Genomic DNA, 17133 nt, shown 5'->3' with positions numbered 1-17133 from the left:
AGTTAAGGAGTGACACCATGCTGGTGATGCGCCCCGCGCAAATGGCTGATCTGGGCGAGGTACAGCGTCTGGCTGCGGACAGCCCGATTGGTGTCACCTCCTTGCCGGATGATGTGGAACGCCTGAGCGACAAGATCGCGGCCAGCGAAGCGTCCTTCGCCGCCGAGGTGAGTTTCAACGGTGAAGAGAGCTATTTCTTCGTGCTGGAAGACACCGAGACCGGCAAGCTTGCCGGCTGCTCGGCCATCGTGGCCTCGGCCGGTTACTCCGAGCCGTTCTACAGCTTTCGTAACGAAACCTTCGTGCACGCCTCCCGCGAGCTGAAGATCCACAACAAGATCCACGTGCTTTCCCAGTGCCACGACCTTACCGGCAACAGCCTGCTCACCAGCTTCTATGTGGTGCCTGAGCTGGTCGGTTCGCCGTGGTCGGAACTCAATTCCCGTGGCCGCCTGCTGTTTGTTGCCAGCCATCCCGAGCGCTTTGCCGACTCGGTGGTGACCGAGATTGTCGGCTACAGCGACGAGAACGGTGACTCGCCGTTCTGGGATGCCATCGGCCGCAACTTCTTCGACCTCAACTACGCCGCCGCCGAGCGCTTGTGCGGGCTGAAAAGCCGCACCTTTCTCGCCGAGCTGATGCCGCACTATCCGATCTACGTACCGCTGCTGCCGGACGAAGCGCAAGAGGCCATGGGCCAGGTGCACCCGCGTGCGCAAATCACCTTCGACATCCTGATGCGTGAAGGCTTTGAGACAGACCATTACATCGACATCTTCGACGGTGGCCCGACGCTGCACGCACGGGTCTCGGGCATTCGCTCGATCGCCCAGAGCCGCGTGGTGCCGGTGAAGATCGGCGAGATGGTCAAGGGTGTTGGCCGCCAGTACCTGGTGAGTAACGCGCAGTTGCAGGATTACCGTGCGGTGATGCTGGAACTGGACTACGCGCCCGGCAAGCCGGTGACCCTGGACTTGGCAGCAGCCGAAGCGCTGGGTGTTGGCGAAGGCGCCAGCGTGCGCCTGGTTGCGGTTTAAAAAGAGAGTTTCGCGGGTGGCTGACAACAGCGGCCCGTTCGAGGAGATAGCATGATCGTTCGTCCCGTACGCAGCAGCGATTTACCGGCCCTGATTGATCTGGCGCGCAGCACTGGCACCGGCCTTACCACCTTGCCGGCCAACGAAGAGCGCCTGACCCACCGGGTGGGCTGGGCGGAAAAAACCTTTCGCGGCGAAGCCGGGCGCGGCGATGCCGACTACCTGTTCGTGCTGGAAAACGACGAAGGCCGCGTGGTGGGAATTTCCGCCATTGCTGGCGCCGTCGGCCTGCGCGAGCCGTGGTACAACTTCCGGGTGGGGCTGACCGTCAGTGCGTCCCAGGAACTGAATATCTACCGTGAGATTCCGACGCTGTTCCTGGCTAACGACCTCACTGGTAATTCCGAGTTGTGCTCGTTGTTTTTGCACGCCGATTACCGCAACGGCCTCAACGGTCGCATGCTGGCCAAGGCGCGCATGTTGTTTATCGCCGAGTTCCCGCAACTGTTCGGCAACAAGATCATTGCCGAGATGCGCGGTGTGTCCAACGACGCCGGGCGTTCGCCGTTCTGGGAAAGCCTGGGCCGGCACTTCTTCAAGATGGAGTTCAGCCAGGCCGACTACCTCACCGGCGTGGGCAACAAGGCGTTTATCGCTGAGCTGATGCCCAAGTTTCCGCTGTACAGCTGCTTCCTCTCCGAAGACGCACGCAATGTGATCGGCAAGGTCCACCCGGACACCGAGCCGGCCCTGAGCATGCTCAAGAGCGAAGGCTTCAGCTACCAAGGCTATGTGGATATTTTCGACGCTGGCCCGGCGGTGGAATGTGAAACCAGCAAGATTCGTGCGGTGCGCGACAGCCAGTCACTGGTGTTGGCCATCGGCACACCGGGGGACGACGCCACGCCGTTCCTGATTCATAACCGCAAGCGCGAGGAGTGCCGTATCACCGCCGCTCCGGCCCGGCTGGCGGCAGGCACCCTGGTGGTCGATCCGCAGACCGCCAAGCGCCTGCAACTGGTGGTGGGTGATCAAGTGCGTGCTGTTGCGTTGTCTGCTGCTCGGGAGTCGAAATAATGAATTCGCTGTATATCGCAGGTAGCTGGCTGGCTGGCCAGGGTGAACTGTTTGAATCGCGCAACCCGGTGACCCAGCAAGTGCTGTGGGCCGGCAATGGGGCCAGCGCCGAACAGGTCGAATCCGCCGTGCAGGCTGCGCGCCAGGCATTCCCGGCATGGGCCAAGCGCTCGCTCGAAGAACGCATCAGCGTGCTGGAAACCTTCGCCGCCACGCTTAAAAGCCGTGCCGACGAAATCGCCCGCTGCATTGGCGAAGAGACCGGTAAGCCATTGTGGGAATCAGCCACCGAAGTCACCAGCATGGCCAACAAGATTGCGATCTCGGCGCAAAGCTACCGCGAACGTACCGGCGAGAAGAGCGGCCCCCTGGGCGACGCCACCGCTGTGTTGCGCCACAAACCCCACGGTGTGGTGGCGGTGTTCGGCCCTTACAATTTCCCTGGGCACTTGCCCAATGGGCACATCGTCCCGGCGTTGCTGGCGGGTAATACCGTGCTGTTCAAGCCGAGCGAACTGACTCCCAAGGTCGCCGAGCTGACCGTACAGTGCTGGGTCGAAGCCGGTTTGCCGGCGGGCGTGCTGAACCTGCTGCAAGGCGCGCGGGAAACCGGCATCGCCCTGGCGGCCAACCCAGGCATCGACGGCCTGTTCTTCACCGGTTCCAGCCGCACCGGCAACCACTTGCACCAGCAGTTCTCCGGGCGCCCGGACAAGATCCTGGCCCTGGAAATGGGCGGTAATAACCCGCTGGTCGTGGACGAAGTCGCCGACGTGGATGCGGCGGTGTACACCATCATCCAGTCGGCGTTTATCTCGGCAGGCCAGCGTTGCACCTGTGCCCGCCGCTTGCTGGTGCCTGAAGGTGCCTGGGGCGATGCCTTGCTGGCGCGCCTGGTGGCGGTGAGTGCGAGCATTGAAGTAGGTGCTTTCGACCAGCAACCGGCGCCGTTCATGGGCTCGGTGATTTCACTTGCTGCGGCCAAAGCGTTGATGCAAGCCCAGGAACTGATGTTGGCCAATGGCGCCGTGGCGCTGCTGGAGATGACCCAACCTCAGGCTCAGGCCGCGTTGCTGACCCCTGGCATCATCGACGTGACCGCTGTGACGGAACGTGAAGACGAAGAGCTGTTTGGCCCGCTGCTGCAGGTGATCCGCTACGCGGATTTTGCCGGTGCCATCGCTGAGGCCAACAACACCCAGTACGGCCTGGCCGCTGGCCTGTTGTCGGACTCCGAAGCGCGTTACCAGCAGTTCTGGCTGGAAAGCCGCGCCGGTATCGTCAACTGGAACAAGCAGTTGACCGGCGCCGCCAGTACCGCACCGTTCGGTGGTGTCGGGGCGTCGGGCAATCATCGCGCCAGCGCCTATTACGCGGCGGATTATTGCGCGTACCCGGTGGCGTCGCTGGAGACGCCAAGCCTGATAGTCCCGGCAACGCTCACGCCAGGTATAACGCTGATCTAAATGTGGGAGCGGGCTTGCTCGCGAAAGCGGTGGTTCAGTCACTTCAGATGATGAATGACATACCGCATTCGCTAGCAAGCCCGCTCCCACAATGGATCTGTGGTGTATTCAAGTGATTTGATGCCTATAAAAACAGATGTTCGTGGAGCCTCGCCGATGAAATCCTGTGAAGTCAATTTTGACGGTCTAGTGGGGCCGACCCATAACTACGGCGGTTTGTCCTTCGGCAACGTCGCGTCCCAAAGCAATAGCCAGCAGTCTTCCAACCCGAAGGAAGCGGCGTTGCAGGGCCTGCAGAAAATGAAAGCCCTGATGGACATGGGCTTTGTGCAAGGTGTATTGGCGCCCCAGGAACGCCCGGATGTGGCCGCCTTGCGCAGCTTGGGTTTCAGCGGCGCCGACGCCCAGGTGATCGAGCAGGCTGCCAAGCAGGCCATGCCTTTGCTGGTAGCGAGCTGCTCGGCATCCAGCATGTGGGTAGCCAACGCCGCCACCGTCAGCCCAAGCGCCGACACCGCAGACGGCCGCGTGCATTTCACTGCCGCCAACCTCAATTGCAAATACCACCGCAGCATCGAACACCCCACCACCAGCCGTGTGCTGGGGGCGATGTTCGCCGATGGCAAGCATTTCGCCCACCACGCCGCCTTGCCGGCCGTGGCGCAGTTTGGCGATGAAGGCGCAGCCAACCACACGCGTTTCTGCCGTGAGTACGGTGAGGCGGGCGTGGAGTTTTTCGTCTTCGGCCGCAGTGCTTTCGACCCCCGTTACCCGGCCCCGCAGAAGTACCCGGCGCGCCAGACCCTGGAAGCCTCCCAGGCCGTTGCGCGCCTGCATGGCTTGAAGGATGACGGTGTGGTCTACGCCCAGCAGAACCCGGCGGTGATCGATGCGGGTGTGTTCCACAACGATGTGATCGCGGTGGGCAACGGCGAAGTGCTGTTCTATCACGAGGATGCGTTCCTCAACACTGAACAGATGCTCGCCGAACTGCACGGCAAGTTGGGCAAGTTGGGCGGCAACTTCCAGTCGGTGTGTGTGCCTCGCGCGTTGGTCAGTGTCGAGGACGCGGTGCGTTCCTACCTGTTCAACAGCCAGTTGCTGACTCGGCCTGACGGTTCGATGCTGCTGATCGTGCCGGAAGAGTGCCGCGCCAATGAGCGCGTATGGCAGTACCTGCAAGGCCTGACCGCTTCCGGCGGGCTGATTCGCGAGGTCAAGGTCTTCGACCTCAAGCAAAGCATGCAGAACGGCGGCGGGCCGGCGTGCCTGCGCCTGCGCGTGGCGTTGAACGAAACCGAGCTGGCGGCCGTGAACCCAGGGGTTATCATGACCGCGCCGTTGTACGAAACCCTGACCCAGTGGGTGGGCAAGCACTACCGTGACAGCCTGCGCGAAACCGACCTGGCTGACCCGCAGTTGCTGCTTGAGTGCCGGACGGCACTGGATGAACTGACGCAAATCCTTAAACTGGGCTCGGTTTATCCTTTCCAGATCAATTAATGCCACACGGCTGAGATATTTTATTTATGACCGACACCCTGAAACTCATCCTTGAAGACACCGACGGCACCCAGCTGGAAACCTCCTGCACCCGCGTCGCCGTGGTCTGGCAGGGCAAGGAGATCTGGATCCAGCACGATGGCCGCGGCCAACTGCTGATTGGCGTGGACGTAGAAGAAGGCGACGCCGAGTACGCCAACCTGCTGATGCGCCCATTGGCCACCAACCTGATGAGCCTGCAACTGGAAATGGAACCGGCCGACGTTGAAGGTGACGACGACGATCACGTCCACGGCCCAGGCTGCAACCACTAAGGAAGCTGCTTATGCTCGCCCTCGGCAAACTGCTTGAACTGACCCTCGCCGGTCGTGAACCGGCGCAAAAAATTCAACTGACTGTCGACGGCGTGCAGATGCGCTGGCTCAGCGAAGGCGCGCTTGAAGTGCGTCCTCCTGAAGCTTTGGACAACGGCAGCGACTTGCTGCTGTCGTCCGGCATCCATGGCAACGAAACCGCGCCGATCGAACTGCTCGACCGCCTGTTGCATGGCATCGCCCGCGGGGAGATCAAGCCCCGCACCCGTATTCTGTTCCTGTTCGGCAATACCGAGGCCATGCGCCGCGGTGAGCGTTACCTCGAACTGGACGTCAACCGGCTGTTCAACGGCCGTCATGAACAAAACATCGGCCCCGAAGCGATGCGCGCCGCTGAGCTTGAGCAATTGGCCCGCAGCTTTTTCAACCAGCCTGGCCGCTCGCGCCTGCATTACGACCTGCATACCGCGATTCGTGGTTCGAAAATCGAGCAGTTCGCGTTGTACCCGTGGAAGGAAGATCGACAGCATTCGCGCCGTGAGCTGGAGCGCTTGAACGCTGCCGGCATGCAGGCGGTGCTGTTGCAGAACAAAACCTCGATTACCTTCACCGCGTTTACCTACGAGCAACTCGGCGCCGAGGCGTTCACCCTGGAGTTGGGCAAGGCGCGGCCGTTTGGACAGAACGACGGTGTGGACGTGTCGCGCCTGGAAGCGCGTCTGAAGCAGATCATCGAGGGCAACGAGCCTGAGACCGATAGCCTCGACGGCCTGCAACTCTTCGCCGTTGCGCGAGAAGTGATCAAGCACAGCGACGCCTTCCTGATGCACCTGCCCGCAGATGTGGAAAACTTTTCGGAATTGGAAAAGGGCTACCTGCTGGCCGAAGACGTGGCCAAGACCCGCTGGGTGATCGAGGAGGAGGGCGCCCGCATCATCTTCCCCAACCCTAAGGTGAAGAACGGCTTGCGCGCCGGGATATTGATCGTGCCCACCACGGATGCCGGCCTGGCCTAAGGGCCGAGGCTGGCTCAATCAAATGTGGGAGCTGGCTTGCCTGCGATAGCATCACCTGGGTATCACTGATACACCCAGGTGTCTGCATCGCAGGCAAGCCAGCTCCCACACTGGGTTTAGACCGCTACCGCACGCGGCTCGCTACGACGGATCGCGCGCACCTTGTGCAGCGTATCGGCGCAGGTGCGCGCCGCTTCCTGGCCCTTGTGCACGAAGTGCTCGTAGAAGAACGTGGTGTGCTCGCTGCCGGCGTGGAAGTGATGCGGCGTCAGGGACACCGAGAACACCGGCACTTCAGTTTCCAGCTGCACCTGCATCAGGCCGCTGACCACCGATTGCGCGACGAATTCGTGGCGGTAGATGCCACCGTCCACCACCAGCGCGGCAGCGACGATGCCGGCGTAACGGCCGGTCTTGGCCAGCAGCTTGGCGTGCAGGGGCATTTCAAAGGCGCCGCCGACTTCGAAGAAGTCGATGTCCGATTCCTGATAACCCTGGGCGATCATTTCGGCGAGGAAGCCTTTGCGCGATTGGTCGACAATATCCTTGTGCCAGCAGGCCTGGATAAACGCGACGCGCTCGCCGTGATGGTTTTTGCTTTTGCTGTCGATTGCGGTGGGTTGCATGTTCTGACTCCTGTTTAAGAAAAAAACAGGGCGTTATGAATCGAATGGGATTTAAGGGTACGCATGCGCAAACAGGCGCGCGGCCCTTAGGTGCCAATCCCGTTCTCTCTTCATCCGGACTATGACCGTCGGCCCCGGGATCACACCGGGTCTGCTGACCTTGTCGCCGTCCTGCCTGAGCAGTTCGAGGCGCCAAGCGCTCGCGGGCTATGCACATTGCGTGCAATTACCGCCGGTGGGGAATTGCACCCCGCCCTGAGAACGTTGCCACCAGAACCCTGGCGGCGCAGAGTTTTTAACATGGTTTTTCAAAAACTGCACGGTTGCCGTCTCGATAACTTATATCGGTTTGTTTGGTTGGTATTCGATTGAATGTAATCGGGGCTTGATATTCCGTGGCTTTGCCCGCAGTAATCACACACAAAAGGACTTATCCATTCCGTTAGAGGCCCCCTTGATGACCGTGATCGACCTGCGCAGCGACACCGTGACCCAACCCACCCCCGGCATGCTCGACGCGATGGCCAGCGCCGTCAGTGGCGACGATGTCTACGGTGAAGACCCCAGCGTCAACCGCCTGGAGGCCGAACTGGCCCAGCGCCTGGGCTTTGCCGCGGCGCTGTTCGTACCCACCGGCACCATGAGCAACCTGCTGGCGTTGATGGCTCACTGTGAGCGCGGCGAGGAATACATCGTCGGCCAGCAGGCCCACACCTACAAATACGAAGGCGGCGGCGCGGCGGTGCTGGGGTCGATCCAGCCGCAGCCCCTGGAAGTCCAAGCTGATGGCTCCCTTGATCTGAACCAGGTGCTTGAAGCCATCAAGCCCGACGACTTCCACTTCGCCCGCACACGCCTGCTGGCACTGGAAAACACCATGCAGGGCAAAGTGCTGCCGCTGGATTACCTGGCCAAGGCCCGTGCATTTACCCACGAGCATGGCCTGGCCCTGCACCTGGATGGCGCGCGCCTCTACAACGCGGCGGTCAAACTGGGGGTGGATGCGCGAGAAATCGCCCAGCATTTCGATTCGGTGTCGGTGTGCCTGTCCAAGGGCCTCGGCGCGCCGGTCGGCTCGGTGTTGTGCGGCTGCGCGGCACTGATCGCCAAGGCACGGCGACTGCGCAAGATGGTCGGCGGCGGCATGCGCCAGGCCGGCTCCCTGGCGGCGGCGGGGCTGTATGCCCTTGACCACCAGGTACAGCGCCTGGCTGACGACCATGCCAACGCCCAATGGCTGGGCGATGAGTTACGCAAGGCCGGCTACAGCGTCGAGCCGGTGCAGACCAATATGGTGTATGTGCAGGTAGGCGATCAGGCGCAGGCGCTGAAGGCCTTTGCGGCTGAGCGTGGGGTCAAGTTGAGCGCTGCGCCGCGCCTGCGCATGGTCACCCATCTGGATGTGAGCCGGGCGCAGATCGAGCAAGTGCTGCAGACATTCGTCGCGTTTTCGCAGAAATGACAGTGCAGGCCGTCTAATTGACTGTTTCTATCACATAAACACGCTGTACCACCGGCAAAGGGCCGATATAATGCGGCCCTTTGCCGTCGCTCCGTCTGATGATGTTGCGCACTGGCCTTTGGCCGCAGCCTCCGTGGAAGAACCTAATGAAAAGCGCAGAAATCCGTGAAGCCTTCCTTCGCTTCTTCGAAGAGCAAGGTCACACCCGTGTAGCCTCAAGCTCCTTGATCCCAGGCAATGACCCAACCCTGCTGTTCACTAACGCGGGGATGAACCAGTTCAAGGACTGCTTCCTGGGCCAGGAAAAGCGCGCCTACACCCGCGCCACCAGCAGCCAGAAGTGCGTACGCGCCGGCGGCAAGAACAGCGACCTGGAAAACGTCGGCTATACCGCCCGTCACCACACCTTTTTCGAGATGCTGGGTAACTTCAGCTTCGGCGACTATTTCAAGAAAGACGCGATCACCTTCGCCTGGACCTTCCTCACCGGCGTGCTGAAGCTGCCCAAGGAAAAACTCTGGGTCACCGTGTACGCGACGGACGACGAAGCGTATGACATCTGGACCCAGCAAATCGGTGTACCTGCCGAACGCATGATCCGTATCGGCGACAACAAAGGCGCGCCTTACGCCTCCGATAACTTCTGGACCATGGGCGATACCGGCCCTTGCGGCCCGTGCACCGAGATTTTCTACGATCACGGCGCCGATATCTGGGGCGGTCCGCCTGGCTCGCCAGAAGAAGACGGCGACCGTTACATCGAGATCTGGAACAACGTGTTCATGCAGTTCAACCGCACCGCCGACGGTGTGTTGCATCCGCTGCCGGCACCGTCGGTGGACACCGGTATGGGCCTGGAGCGGATCAGTGCGGTGATGCAGCACGTTCACTCCAACTACGAAATCGACCTGTTCACCAACCTGCTGAGCGCTTCGGCGGCGGCCATTGGCTGCGCCAATGAAGGCCAGTCTTCGCTCAAGGTGGTGTCGGACCACATCCGTTCCTGCGGTTTCCTGATTGCCGACGGCGTGCTGCCGTCCAACGAAGGCCGTGGCTACGTGCTGCGTCGCATCATCCGTCGCGCGTGCCGTCACGGTAACAAGCTGGGCGCTACCGGCAGCTTCTTCTACAAGATCGTGGCCGCGCTGGTTGCCGAGATGGGCGATGCCTTCCCGGAACTCAAGCAACAGCAAAGCAACATCGAGCGGGTGCTCAAGGCTGAAGAAGAGCAATTCTCCAAGACCCTGGAGCACGGCCTGAAGATTCTCGAACAGGACCTGGCTGAGCTCAAAGGCACCGTGGTGCCGGGTGATGTCGTGTTCAAGCTGTACGACACCTATGGTTTCCCGATGGACCTGACCGCCGACATCGCCCGCGAGCGTGAGTTGACCGTCGACGAAGCCGGTTTTGAGCGTGAAATGGAAGCCCAGCGCGTGCGTGCGCGTTCCGCCAGCTCCTTTGGCCTGGACTACAACACCCTGGTCAAGGTCGACGTACCGACCGAGTTCACCGGCTACAAGTCCACTGCGGGCTCGGCCAAGATCGTCGCCATCTATAAAGACGGCAAGTCGGTCGACGTATTGAGCGAAGGCGAAGAGGCGGTTGTGGTGCTGGACCAGACGCCGTTCTATGCCGAGTCGGGTGGCCAGATTGGCGATTGCGGTTTCCTGAGCTCGACATCCGGTCGTTTTGACGTGCGCGACACCACCAAGACCGGCGGCGCGTTCCTGCATCACGGTGTGCTGGTGCTGGGCAACTTGACCGTGGGCGCGCCGGTAGACACCCAGGTCGATGCCGACGTGCGGCATGCCACGGCGTTGAATCACTCGGCCACTCACTTGCTGCATGCCGCGTTGCGCCAGGTACTGGGCGAGCACGTGCAGCAAAAAGGTTCGTTGGTGGACAGCCAGCGCCTGCGCTTTGACTTCAGCCACTTTGAAGCGATCAAGCCTGAGCAGATCAAGGCACTGGAAGACATCGTCAACGCCGAGATTCGCAAGAACACCCCGGTTGAAACCGAAGAAACCGATATCGAGACCGCCAGGAACAAAGGCGCCATGGCGCTGTTTGGCGAGAAGTACGGCGACGAAGTCCGCGTGCTGAGCATGGGCGGCAGCTTCTCGGTAGAACTCTGTGGTGGTATCCACGCCAACCGTACCGGCGATATCGGCCTGCTGAAGATCATCAGCGAAGGCGGTGTGGCCTCGGGTGTGCGTCGTATTGAAGCGGTGACCGGTGCTGCGGCCCTGGCTTACCTCAATGCAGCCGAAGAACAACTCAAGGAAGCGGCCGGCCTGGTCAAGGGCAGCCGTGACAATCTGATCGACAAACTGTCTGCCGTGCTGGAGCGTAACCGTGCGCTGGAAAAACAGCTGGAGCAGTTGCAGGCCAAGGCGGCAAGCGCTGCGGGCGATGATCTGTCAGCCTCGGCGGTTGACGTCAAGGATGTAAAAGTTCTGGCGGCGCGCCTGGATGGTCAGGACGGCAAGGCGTTGTTGGCCTTGGTCGATCAGTTGAAGAACAAGCTCGGCCGCGCAGTGATCCTGCTCGGCAGTGTCCATGAGGATAAGGTCGTTCTGGTTGCTGGTGTAACCAAGGACCTGACTGGCCAACTCAAAGCCGGTGATTTGATGAAGCAAGCCGCTGCGACAGTGGGCGGCAAGGGCGGTGGTCGTCCGGACATGGCGCAAGGCGGTGGTGTCGATGCCGCAGCTCTGGACGCGGCGCTGGCCTTGACCGTGCCATTTGTCGAGGCAGGTATTTAAGGCACTGTTAACCGGCCCGTGGTCTAGTCACGGGCTTGTTCAGTGCGGGTGGATTGATATTAGGCGCCCCTTTACGGGCTGAGGCGGCTTGGAAATGGCTTTGATCGTACAGAAATTTGGAGGCACCTCGGTCGGTTCTGTCGAAAGAATCGAGCAGGTCGCCGACAAGGTTAAGAAGTTCCGCGATGCCGGTGATGACCTGGTAGTGGTGCTGTCGGCCATGAGTGGCGAGACCAATCGCCTGATCGATCTGGCCAAGGCCATCAGTGGTGATCAACAGCCGCTGCCGCGTGAGCTGGATGTGATCGTCTCCACGGGCGAGCAGGTGACCATTGCGCTGTTGGCCATGGCGCTGAACAAGCGTGGCGTGCCAGCGGTGTCCTACACGGGTAGCCAAGTGCGCATTCTTACAGACAGCGCACATACCAAGGCGCGGATCCTGCAAATTGATGATCAGAAAATTCGTACTGATCTGAAAGCAGGGCGCGTGGTAGTTGTAGCGGGTTTCCAGGGCGTGGATGAACACGGCAACATCACCACGCTCGGTCGTGGCGGTTCGGACACCACCGGTGTGGCCCTGGCAGCAGCGCTCAAGGCTGACGAATGCCAGATCTATACCGATGTGGATGGCGTCTACACCACTGACCCACGCGTCGTGCCAGTGGCCCAGCGCCTGGACAAGATCACCTTTGAAGAAATGCTGGAAATGGCCAGCCTTGGTTCCAAGGTGTTGCAGATTCGCGCGGTGGAGTTCGCCGGCAAGTACAACGTTCCGCTGCGCGTATTGCACAGCTTCAAGGAGGGTCCGGGCACCCTCATTACTATTGATGAAGAGGAATCCATGGAACAGCCGATCATTTCCGGCATCGCTTTCAATCGCGATGAAGCCAAGCTGACGATCCGTGGCGTGCCAGACACCCCGGGCGTGGCTTTCAAGATTCTGGGCCCTGTCAGCGATGCGAATGTTGAAGTCGACATGATCGTGCAGAACGTTTCGCACGATAACACCACCGATTTCACCTTCACTGTGCACCGCAACGAATACGATGCGGCATTGAAAATCCTGCAGAACACGGCGAGCGAGATTGGCGCCCGTGAAGTGGTCGGCGATACCAAGATTGCCAAGGTGTCGATCGTAGGGGTGGGCATGCGCTCCCATGCTGGCGTTGCCAGCCGTATGTTCGGGGCCCTTGCCAAGGAAGGTATCAACATCCAGATGATTTCCACCTCGGAAATCAAAGTCTCGGTAGTGCTCGAAGAGAAGTACCTGGAACTGGCTGTACGCGCGCTGCATACCGCTTTTGAGCTGGATGCTCCGGCCCGACAGGGCGAGTGATGCGTTGCCAGGAAGGCGCGGTTTACCGCGCCTTTCATTTTTTTGTGGGGTACATGGTCTTTTGCATGGGCTCGACAATACTTAGCGAGTAGGGCTACGACCTTTTGGTTGTAGGTTGAATGCTTTTTTTTTGCAGACTGTTGTTCCTGAACTGAAATGCGTGAGGTGAAAGGTATGCTGATTCTGACTCGTCGTTGCGCAGAAAGCCTGATTATCGGTGATGGCGAAATCACCGTGACCGTGCTCGGCGTCAAAGGTAATCAAGTACGTATTGGGGTTAATGCTCCGAAAGAGGTGGCGGTCCACCGCGAGGAAATCTACCTGCGGATCAAGAAAGAGAAGGACGAAGAACCAAGCCTTTAATTTTTATCGTTTTTTATGTTTGCAAACGGGGAGGAACGTGGTTAATATACGCCCCGTGTTGCGGAGAGCTGGCCGAGTGGCCGAAGGCGCTCCCCTGCTAAGGGAGTACACCTCAAAAGGGTGTCGGGGGTTCGAATCCCCCGTTCTCCGCCATTATTTGCTTAGTACGTTGCAATCTGGTTTTTTCGGTAAGTTGTTGAAAATACTCGAAAAAATAGCTTTACATAGAGATTGAACGGCCTATAATGCGCGGCAACAAATGCACTCGTAGCTCAGCTGGATAGAGTACTCGGCTACGAACCGAGCGGTCACAGGTTCGAATCCTGTCGAGTGCACCATTTAAGAGTTAGTTGCAGCGATGCAGGTAGCTTGGCTTCAACCAGTTGTGATCTGGTCTAAAAACACAATCTGCACTCGTAGCTCAGCTGGATAGAGTACTCGGCTACGAACCGAGCGGTCACAGGTTCGAATCCTGTCGAGTGCACCATACAAACAAAAAGCCCGCCTAGTGCGGGCTTTTTGCCGTCTGGGGTTTGTGTAGCTTTTATCCGGTGTTCTCCTTTTTCTCCCTCCTCATGTGTTTTCCCTCGCGCCTGCGTCGTCGCAGTTCATAGATGCAGCCAATACTGAGCTTTAGCGTGCAAGCGCTTGTTCTTTCCAGTTTTTTAACGTTTAAAACGTCCGGGCGGTGTATCATGCGCCCGTCAGCCCCGCCGGGGCTTGTGGAATACCTCCATGGACTTACCCAGTAGTTACTCAGTACCCCGTTTTACCAATCATGAATTGACTGATTGATCCTTCCGGCGTGCCCCGCTGCTGGGAGTGGAGTTCGCCTATGACCGAAGTAGAAGTAAAGAAAACACAAGAAAGCCTGCAGGATCGTCTGGCTCAAGTTATCGAGCTGCTGCAGCGCCAGCGCGTGGTCGAAGACCTCACGCACCGCCAGGAAGGTCCGAACCACGACCGCGTCGAAAACCTGGTTCACCGGCAAAACCTCGTCGAGTTGCAACGCAAGCTCGATGACCTGCACTCCGCCGACGTTGCCTATATTCTTGAAGCCTTGCCGCTGGATGATCGACTGACCCTGTGGCAGTTGGTCAAGGCTGATCGCGACGGTGACATCCTGCTGGAAGTGTCGGACTCGGTGCGTGAGACGCTCATCGCCGACATGGATGACCACGAACTCCTGGCTGCCGCCAAGGAGATGGATGCGGACGAACTGGCTGACCTGGCCCCTGAGCTGCCCCGTGATGTCGTTCATGAGTTGATGGAGGCGCTCGATACGCAACAGCGTGAGCGTGTGCGTTCTGCGCTGTCGTACGACGAGGACCAGGTCGGCGCCCTGATGGACTTCGAGATGGTCACCATCCGCGAAGACGTCAGCCTTGAAGTGGTGTTGCGTTACCTGCGCCGTCTCAAAGAATTGCCCGGCCACACTGACAAACTGTTTGTGGTCGACTATGAGGGGATCCTCAAGGGCGTTTTGCCGATCAAGCGCCTATTGGTCAATGATCCGGAGAAGAAAGTTGCTGACCTGATGGCCAGCGATACCGTGAGTTTCCATCCGGACGAAGATGCCTACGACGCGGCCCAGGCATTCGAGCGTTACGACTTGATCTCGGCGCCGGTGGTGGATAAGAACGGTAAGTTGATCGGTCGTCTGACCATCGATGAAATCGTTGACTTGATCCGTGAGGAAAGTGAAACCGAAGTCCTCAACATGGCGGGTTTGCGTGAAGAGGAAGATATTTTTGCGTCGGTGTGGCGTTCACTGCATAACCGCTGGGCCTGGCTGGCTATCAATCTGATTACCGCGTTTATCGCTTCTCGCGTGATCGGGTTGTTTGAAGGCTCCATCGAGAAACTGGTGGCCTTGGCGGCGTTGATGCCGATTGTGGCGGGCATTGGCGGTAACTCCGGGAACCAGACCATCACCATGATCGTGCGCGCCATGGCGCTGGACCAGGTCAGTACCGCCAATTCCTCACGGCTGCTGCGCAAGGAACTGGCGGTAGGCCTCATAAACGGATTGGTGTGGGGCGGCGTGATTGGCGTGGTGGCCTACTTGCTCTACGGTAGTTGGTCCCTGGGCGTGGTCATGACTGCAGCCATGACCCTTAACCTGTTGCTGGCGGCCTTGATGGGGGTGTTGATCCCTATGACCTTGGCGCGTCTAGGTCGCGATCCCGCCATGGGGGCCAGTGTGATGATCACGGCCATGACTGACAGTGGTGGCTTCTTCATCTTCCTGGGCCTGGCAACGATCTTCCTGCTCTGACCCTTCCAGCGGGGGCAAACCTGCCCTCGCTTTGCTTCTTATTCCCAAATGCCAGGCAAAAAAAAGCCAGCACATGGCTGGCTTCGGCTTTCAGGTGTCAATCAATTGGCTTCTGCGGCCGCCTCCACGTCATGCGCGATAAGCGAGACGAGAGCATTTTGCTGGCGGTGGGAGAGCTGACGAAAACGCTGCAGCAGTTCGCGTTCGTGCAGTGACAGCTCGGGGCTGTCCAGGCGCATGCTCAACTCTTCACCCAAGGCACCTTCCTGAATAAGGCTTTGTTCCAGGCGTGCGATGATTTCGGAGTTCATGCTGCGGTGATGATTGCGAGCCACCTCGGCAATGCGTTCCCGCATTCCGTCTGGCAGACGTACGACGAATTTGTCAGCCGTACGGCTGGAATAAATTGCCTGTTTCAATGGGCGCATATATTTAACCGGTTAGTTCAGGGGAGCGGTTTCTGGAATTGGCCGCAAGATGAGTGTTAAGACAAGGCTCACGACCAAAGTTCAACCCGAATTGCAAAGAGGCCGCATCATGCCTCAGATTTGACATTTCATTGGCGTCAATTCTGTGACAAATATTGAACCGCCTACAGGCTTTATGCCAGCACTGATTTGCGTTTTTGCGGACTGGTTGGAAAAAATCCCGCGAGTGCAGCGAAGCTCGTCAATCTTCGCCCAAGCCTGCACGGCATCCGGGTTGAAGGGCGCCCGTCCTATAGCGATATGGCCTTTTGCCCTCAAGCTTAAGGTTAGTAGCTGTTCGCCTATTTACGAGTGTCAGGCGACATAAGGTAGGGGAGGGAGATGGGGAAGGGGGTTAGCGCAGGAGCGGATCGAATTTGATTCGGCGACCCTTGATGAGTGTCAGTACCAGTAGGCTGCCCAGCACGGCGCTGGCGACGAAGGCTAGGGTTTGAGTTTGTTGTGACGTAGCTCCCAGGCCTAGCGCAACAGATAGGAGCGTCAGGCACAGAAACAACCAGGCAGATTTCGACATGAATAGTGTTCTCAGAAAACCCAATGCTCGGCCGCTGGCGCTGATTGTGTATCTTGGGTCAGGCGGATGGGAGACTGGGGGTTTGCAGTCATCAGTGCCAACTGAGGGCGCTGTTGCAGATGGTGGGGAATGGCTTGGCTGATTTGCGCGCCGTCTTCAGTACTGGTCGGCTGAAAATGAAACGTCACCACCGTAGCCAGTGCCACAGCGTTCAGTGCTAGTAGAAGGGCGCTGTTCATCATCATAGTCTCCACGGTGCCTGGAACGATTGGTTTTGTGTTTATGACTTTGCAGATGTCGTGCCAATCTATTATTCCAATAAAAACAACGAGTTAAGTTTGTTTTTTGAGGGCGCTGGGTTGCAGTTTGCAATGATGGCATATTGGCGCAGTGCAATTTGCACGATGACGGTGAAGGTCTTGGCATGCTGGATGAGGTGATGAACGTACGCGCAAGGATTGGCCTACAGTCAAAATGCCAACGGACGACATGACAAAACCAGCCTCGGCCGTTAAGATGCACGCCGTCTGTCGCTAGCCCTTCAGGGTAAGTGTGGCATTTGTCCCAGTAGCTCAATTGGATAGAGCATCCCCCTCCTAAGGGGAAGGTTGGCCGTTCGAACCGGCCCTGGGACACCATCTCTGTAAAGCTTTCCCCTCCTGGTATTCGCCGGTCTCAACAACAGTCATCCTCGTTCCTCGCCTGTGCGGGATCCAGCCGCGCTTCTTTCGGTTGAGATCCAGATGCATTTGTGTGGGTGGGAATAATTCACGTCCCTAGGTTGTGCGCTGCTTCTATATAGAAGAGGCGGTGGGGCACCCTGGTTTTTATAGGCGAGTAAGTGTTTCGCTTTTTTTAAGATAAGGGGGTTGACGTTCATGGTGAACC

The 17133-nt window shown here is 58.9% G+C and carries 15 protein-coding genes, 4 tRNA genes and 1 riboswitch; of the genes, 15 read left to right on the top strand and 4 right to left on the bottom strand.

Going from position 1 to position 17133, the window contains the following annotated elements; translation table 11 throughout:
- The first annotated feature begins 17 nt into the window (after window positions 1-17).
- From aruF to astE, 6 genes are all read left to right on the top strand, one after another.
- Window positions 18-1037: an arginine/ornithine succinyltransferase subunit alpha gene (aruF, locus tag A7K61_RS20180; RefSeq protein WP_003175655.1), complete on the top strand. Its 1020-nt coding sequence runs from the start codon at window positions 18-20 to the stop codon at window positions 1035-1037.
- Window positions 1038-1088: 51 nt separating this feature from the next.
- The gene (gene astA, locus A7K61_RS20175; RefSeq protein ID WP_003193612.1) at window positions 1089-2114 is read left to right on the top strand and encodes an arginine N-succinyltransferase; all 1026 of its coding nucleotides are present in this window, start codon (window positions 1089-1091) and stop codon (window positions 2112-2114) included.
- Window positions 2111-3580: a succinylglutamate-semialdehyde dehydrogenase gene (gene astD / locus A7K61_RS20170; protein WP_171905484.1), complete on the top strand. Its 1470-nt coding sequence runs from the start codon at window positions 2111-2113 to the stop codon at window positions 3578-3580. The genes astA and astD overlap by 4 nt, the downstream gene beginning before the upstream one ends.
- A 156-nt stretch (window positions 3581-3736) precedes the next feature.
- On the top strand, window positions 3737-5083 hold the full coding sequence (astB, locus tag A7K61_RS20165) for an N-succinylarginine dihydrolase (protein WP_069558212.1): 1347 nt from the start codon (window positions 3737-3739) through the stop codon (window positions 5081-5083).
- Window positions 5084-5109: 26 nt separating this feature from the next.
- A complete protein-coding gene (locus A7K61_RS20160; RefSeq protein ID WP_003175651.1) occupies window positions 5110-5397 on the top strand; it encodes a hypothetical protein in 288 nt (95 codons plus the stop codon).
- Window positions 5398-5408: 11 nt separating this feature from the next.
- The gene (gene astE / locus A7K61_RS20155) at window positions 5409-6413 is read left to right on the top strand and encodes a succinylglutamate desuccinylase (protein WP_069558211.1); all 1005 of its coding nucleotides are present in this window, start codon (window positions 5409-5411) and stop codon (window positions 6411-6413) included.
- A gap of 116 nt (window positions 6414-6529) precedes the next feature.
- On the opposite strand, the gene A7K61_RS20150 is transcribed toward astE, so the two are convergent.
- A complete protein-coding gene (locus A7K61_RS20150) occupies window positions 6530-7039 on the bottom strand; it encodes a 6,7-dimethyl-8-ribityllumazine synthase (RefSeq protein WP_003193604.1) in 510 nt (169 codons plus the stop codon).
- Between the two features lie 97 nt (window positions 7040-7136).
- Window positions 7137-7306: riboswitch (FMN riboswitch) on the bottom strand.
- A 190-nt stretch (window positions 7307-7496) separates the two neighbouring features.
- On the opposite strand from A7K61_RS20150, the gene ltaE reads away from it, so the two are divergent.
- The 8 genes from ltaE to mgtE all read left to right on the top strand — a co-directional run bounded on the left by ltaE (window position 7497) and on the right by mgtE (window position 15243).
- On the top strand, window positions 7497-8501 hold the full coding sequence (ltaE, locus tag A7K61_RS20145) for a low-specificity L-threonine aldolase (RefSeq protein ID WP_044267667.1): 1005 nt from the start codon (window positions 7497-7499) through the stop codon (window positions 8499-8501).
- A 146-nt stretch (window positions 8502-8647) separates the two neighbouring features.
- A complete protein-coding gene (alaS, locus tag A7K61_RS20140) occupies window positions 8648-11266 on the top strand; it encodes an alanine--tRNA ligase (RefSeq protein ID WP_069558210.1) in 2619 nt (872 codons plus the stop codon).
- 94 nt (window positions 11267-11360) lie between these two features.
- Window positions 11361-12602 carry an aspartate kinase gene (locus A7K61_RS20135; RefSeq protein WP_003193595.1) on the top strand — a complete coding sequence of 414 codons (1242 nt, stop codon included), beginning with the start codon at window positions 11361-11363 and terminating at the stop codon, window positions 12600-12602.
- Between the two features lie 174 nt (window positions 12603-12776).
- The gene (gene csrA, locus A7K61_RS20130; protein WP_003175645.1) at window positions 12777-12965 is read left to right on the top strand and encodes a carbon storage regulator CsrA; all 189 of its coding nucleotides are present in this window, start codon (window positions 12777-12779) and stop codon (window positions 12963-12965) included.
- 62 nt (window positions 12966-13027) lie between these two features.
- Window positions 13028-13118: transfer RNA gene (locus A7K61_RS20125), tRNA-Ser, on the top strand.
- 108 nt (window positions 13119-13226) lie between these two features.
- A tRNA-Arg gene (locus A7K61_RS20120) sits at window positions 13227-13303 on the top strand.
- A 72-nt stretch (window positions 13304-13375) separates the two neighbouring features.
- Window positions 13376-13452 (top strand) — tRNA-Arg (locus A7K61_RS20115).
- A 348-nt stretch (window positions 13453-13800) separates the two neighbouring features.
- Complete coding sequence (mgtE, locus tag A7K61_RS20110) at window positions 13801-15243, top strand: magnesium transporter (RefSeq protein WP_003193593.1); 1443 nt, start codon at window positions 13801-13803, stop codon at window positions 15241-15243.
- Window positions 15244-15344: 101 nt separating this feature from the next.
- Here mgtE and A7K61_RS20105 read toward each other — a convergent pair whose 3' ends face one another.
- The 3 genes from A7K61_RS20105 to A7K61_RS20100 all read right to left on the bottom strand — a co-directional run bounded on the left by A7K61_RS20105 (window position 15345) and on the right by A7K61_RS20100 (window position 16484).
- Complete coding sequence (locus A7K61_RS20105; protein WP_003193592.1) at window positions 15345-15671, bottom strand: Arc family DNA-binding protein; 327 nt, start codon at window positions 15669-15671, stop codon at window positions 15345-15347.
- A 394-nt stretch (window positions 15672-16065) separates the two neighbouring features.
- Window positions 16066-16245, bottom strand: a complete 180-nt coding sequence (locus A7K61_RS33840; protein WP_003193590.1) for a PA3371 family protein — start codon at window positions 16243-16245, stop codon at window positions 16066-16068.
- 11 nt (window positions 16246-16256) lie between these two features.
- Window positions 16257-16484, bottom strand: a complete 228-nt coding sequence (locus A7K61_RS20100) for a hypothetical protein (protein ID WP_014719587.1) — start codon at window positions 16482-16484, stop codon at window positions 16257-16259.
- Window positions 16485-16806: 322 nt separating this feature from the next.
- On the opposite strand from A7K61_RS20100, the gene A7K61_RS20095 reads away from it, so the two are divergent.
- Window positions 16807-16883 (top strand) — tRNA-Arg (locus tag A7K61_RS20095).
- The last annotated feature ends 250 nt before the right edge of the window (window positions 16884-17133 follow it).

This window comes from Pseudomonas sp. AP42 (assembly GCF_001728935.1).
In the GTDB taxonomy this organism is placed as follows: Bacteria; Pseudomonadota; Gammaproteobacteria; order Pseudomonadales; family Pseudomonadaceae; genus Aquipseudomonas; species Aquipseudomonas lactis.
Note: the sequence above shows the minus strand (reverse complement) of the source record. Positions and strands in the feature narration are given on the sequence as shown.

What these genes read in the sequence shown, in the direction of transcription:
- aruF (WP_003175655.1), top strand. Translation starts at nt 18, where the DNA reads ATGCTGGTGATGCGCCCCGCGCAAATGGCTGATCTGGGCGAGGTACAG.
- astA (WP_003193612.1), top strand. Translation starts at nt 1,089, where the DNA reads ATGATCGTTCGTCCCGTACGCAGCAGCGATTTACCGGCCCTGATTGAT.
- astB (WP_069558212.1), top strand. Translation starts at nt 3,737, where the DNA reads ATGAAATCCTGTGAAGTCAATTTTGACGGTCTAGTGGGGCCGACCCAT.
- A7K61_RS20160 (WP_003175651.1), top strand. Translation starts at nt 5,110, where the DNA reads ATGACCGACACCCTGAAACTCATCCTTGAAGACACCGACGGCACCCAG.
- astE (WP_069558211.1), top strand. Translation starts at nt 5,409, where the DNA reads ATGCTCGCCCTCGGCAAACTGCTTGAACTGACCCTCGCCGGTCGTGAA.
- A7K61_RS20150 (WP_003193604.1), bottom strand. Translation starts at nt 7,039, where the DNA reads ATGCAACCCACCGCAATCGACAGCAAAAGCAAAAACCATCACGGCGAG.
- ltaE (WP_044267667.1), top strand. Translation starts at nt 7,497, where the DNA reads ATGACCGTGATCGACCTGCGCAGCGACACCGTGACCCAACCCACCCCC.
- alaS (WP_069558210.1), top strand. Translation starts at nt 8,648, where the DNA reads ATGAAAAGCGCAGAAATCCGTGAAGCCTTCCTTCGCTTCTTCGAAGAG.
- A7K61_RS20135 (WP_003193595.1), top strand. Translation starts at nt 11,361, where the DNA reads ATGGCTTTGATCGTACAGAAATTTGGAGGCACCTCGGTCGGTTCTGTC.
- csrA (WP_003175645.1), top strand. Translation starts at nt 12,777, where the DNA reads ATGCTGATTCTGACTCGTCGTTGCGCAGAAAGCCTGATTATCGGTGAT.
- mgtE (WP_003193593.1), top strand. Translation starts at nt 13,801, where the DNA reads ATGACCGAAGTAGAAGTAAAGAAAACACAAGAAAGCCTGCAGGATCGT.
- A7K61_RS20105 (WP_003193592.1), bottom strand. Translation starts at nt 15,671, where the DNA reads ATGCGCCCATTGAAACAGGCAATTTATTCCAGCCGTACGGCTGACAAA.
- A7K61_RS33840 (WP_003193590.1), bottom strand. Translation starts at nt 16,245, where the DNA reads ATGTCGAAATCTGCCTGGTTGTTTCTGTGCCTGACGCTCCTATCTGTT.
- A7K61_RS20100 (WP_014719587.1), bottom strand. Translation starts at nt 16,484, where the DNA reads ATGAACAGCGCCCTTCTACTAGCACTGAACGCTGTGGCACTGGCTACG.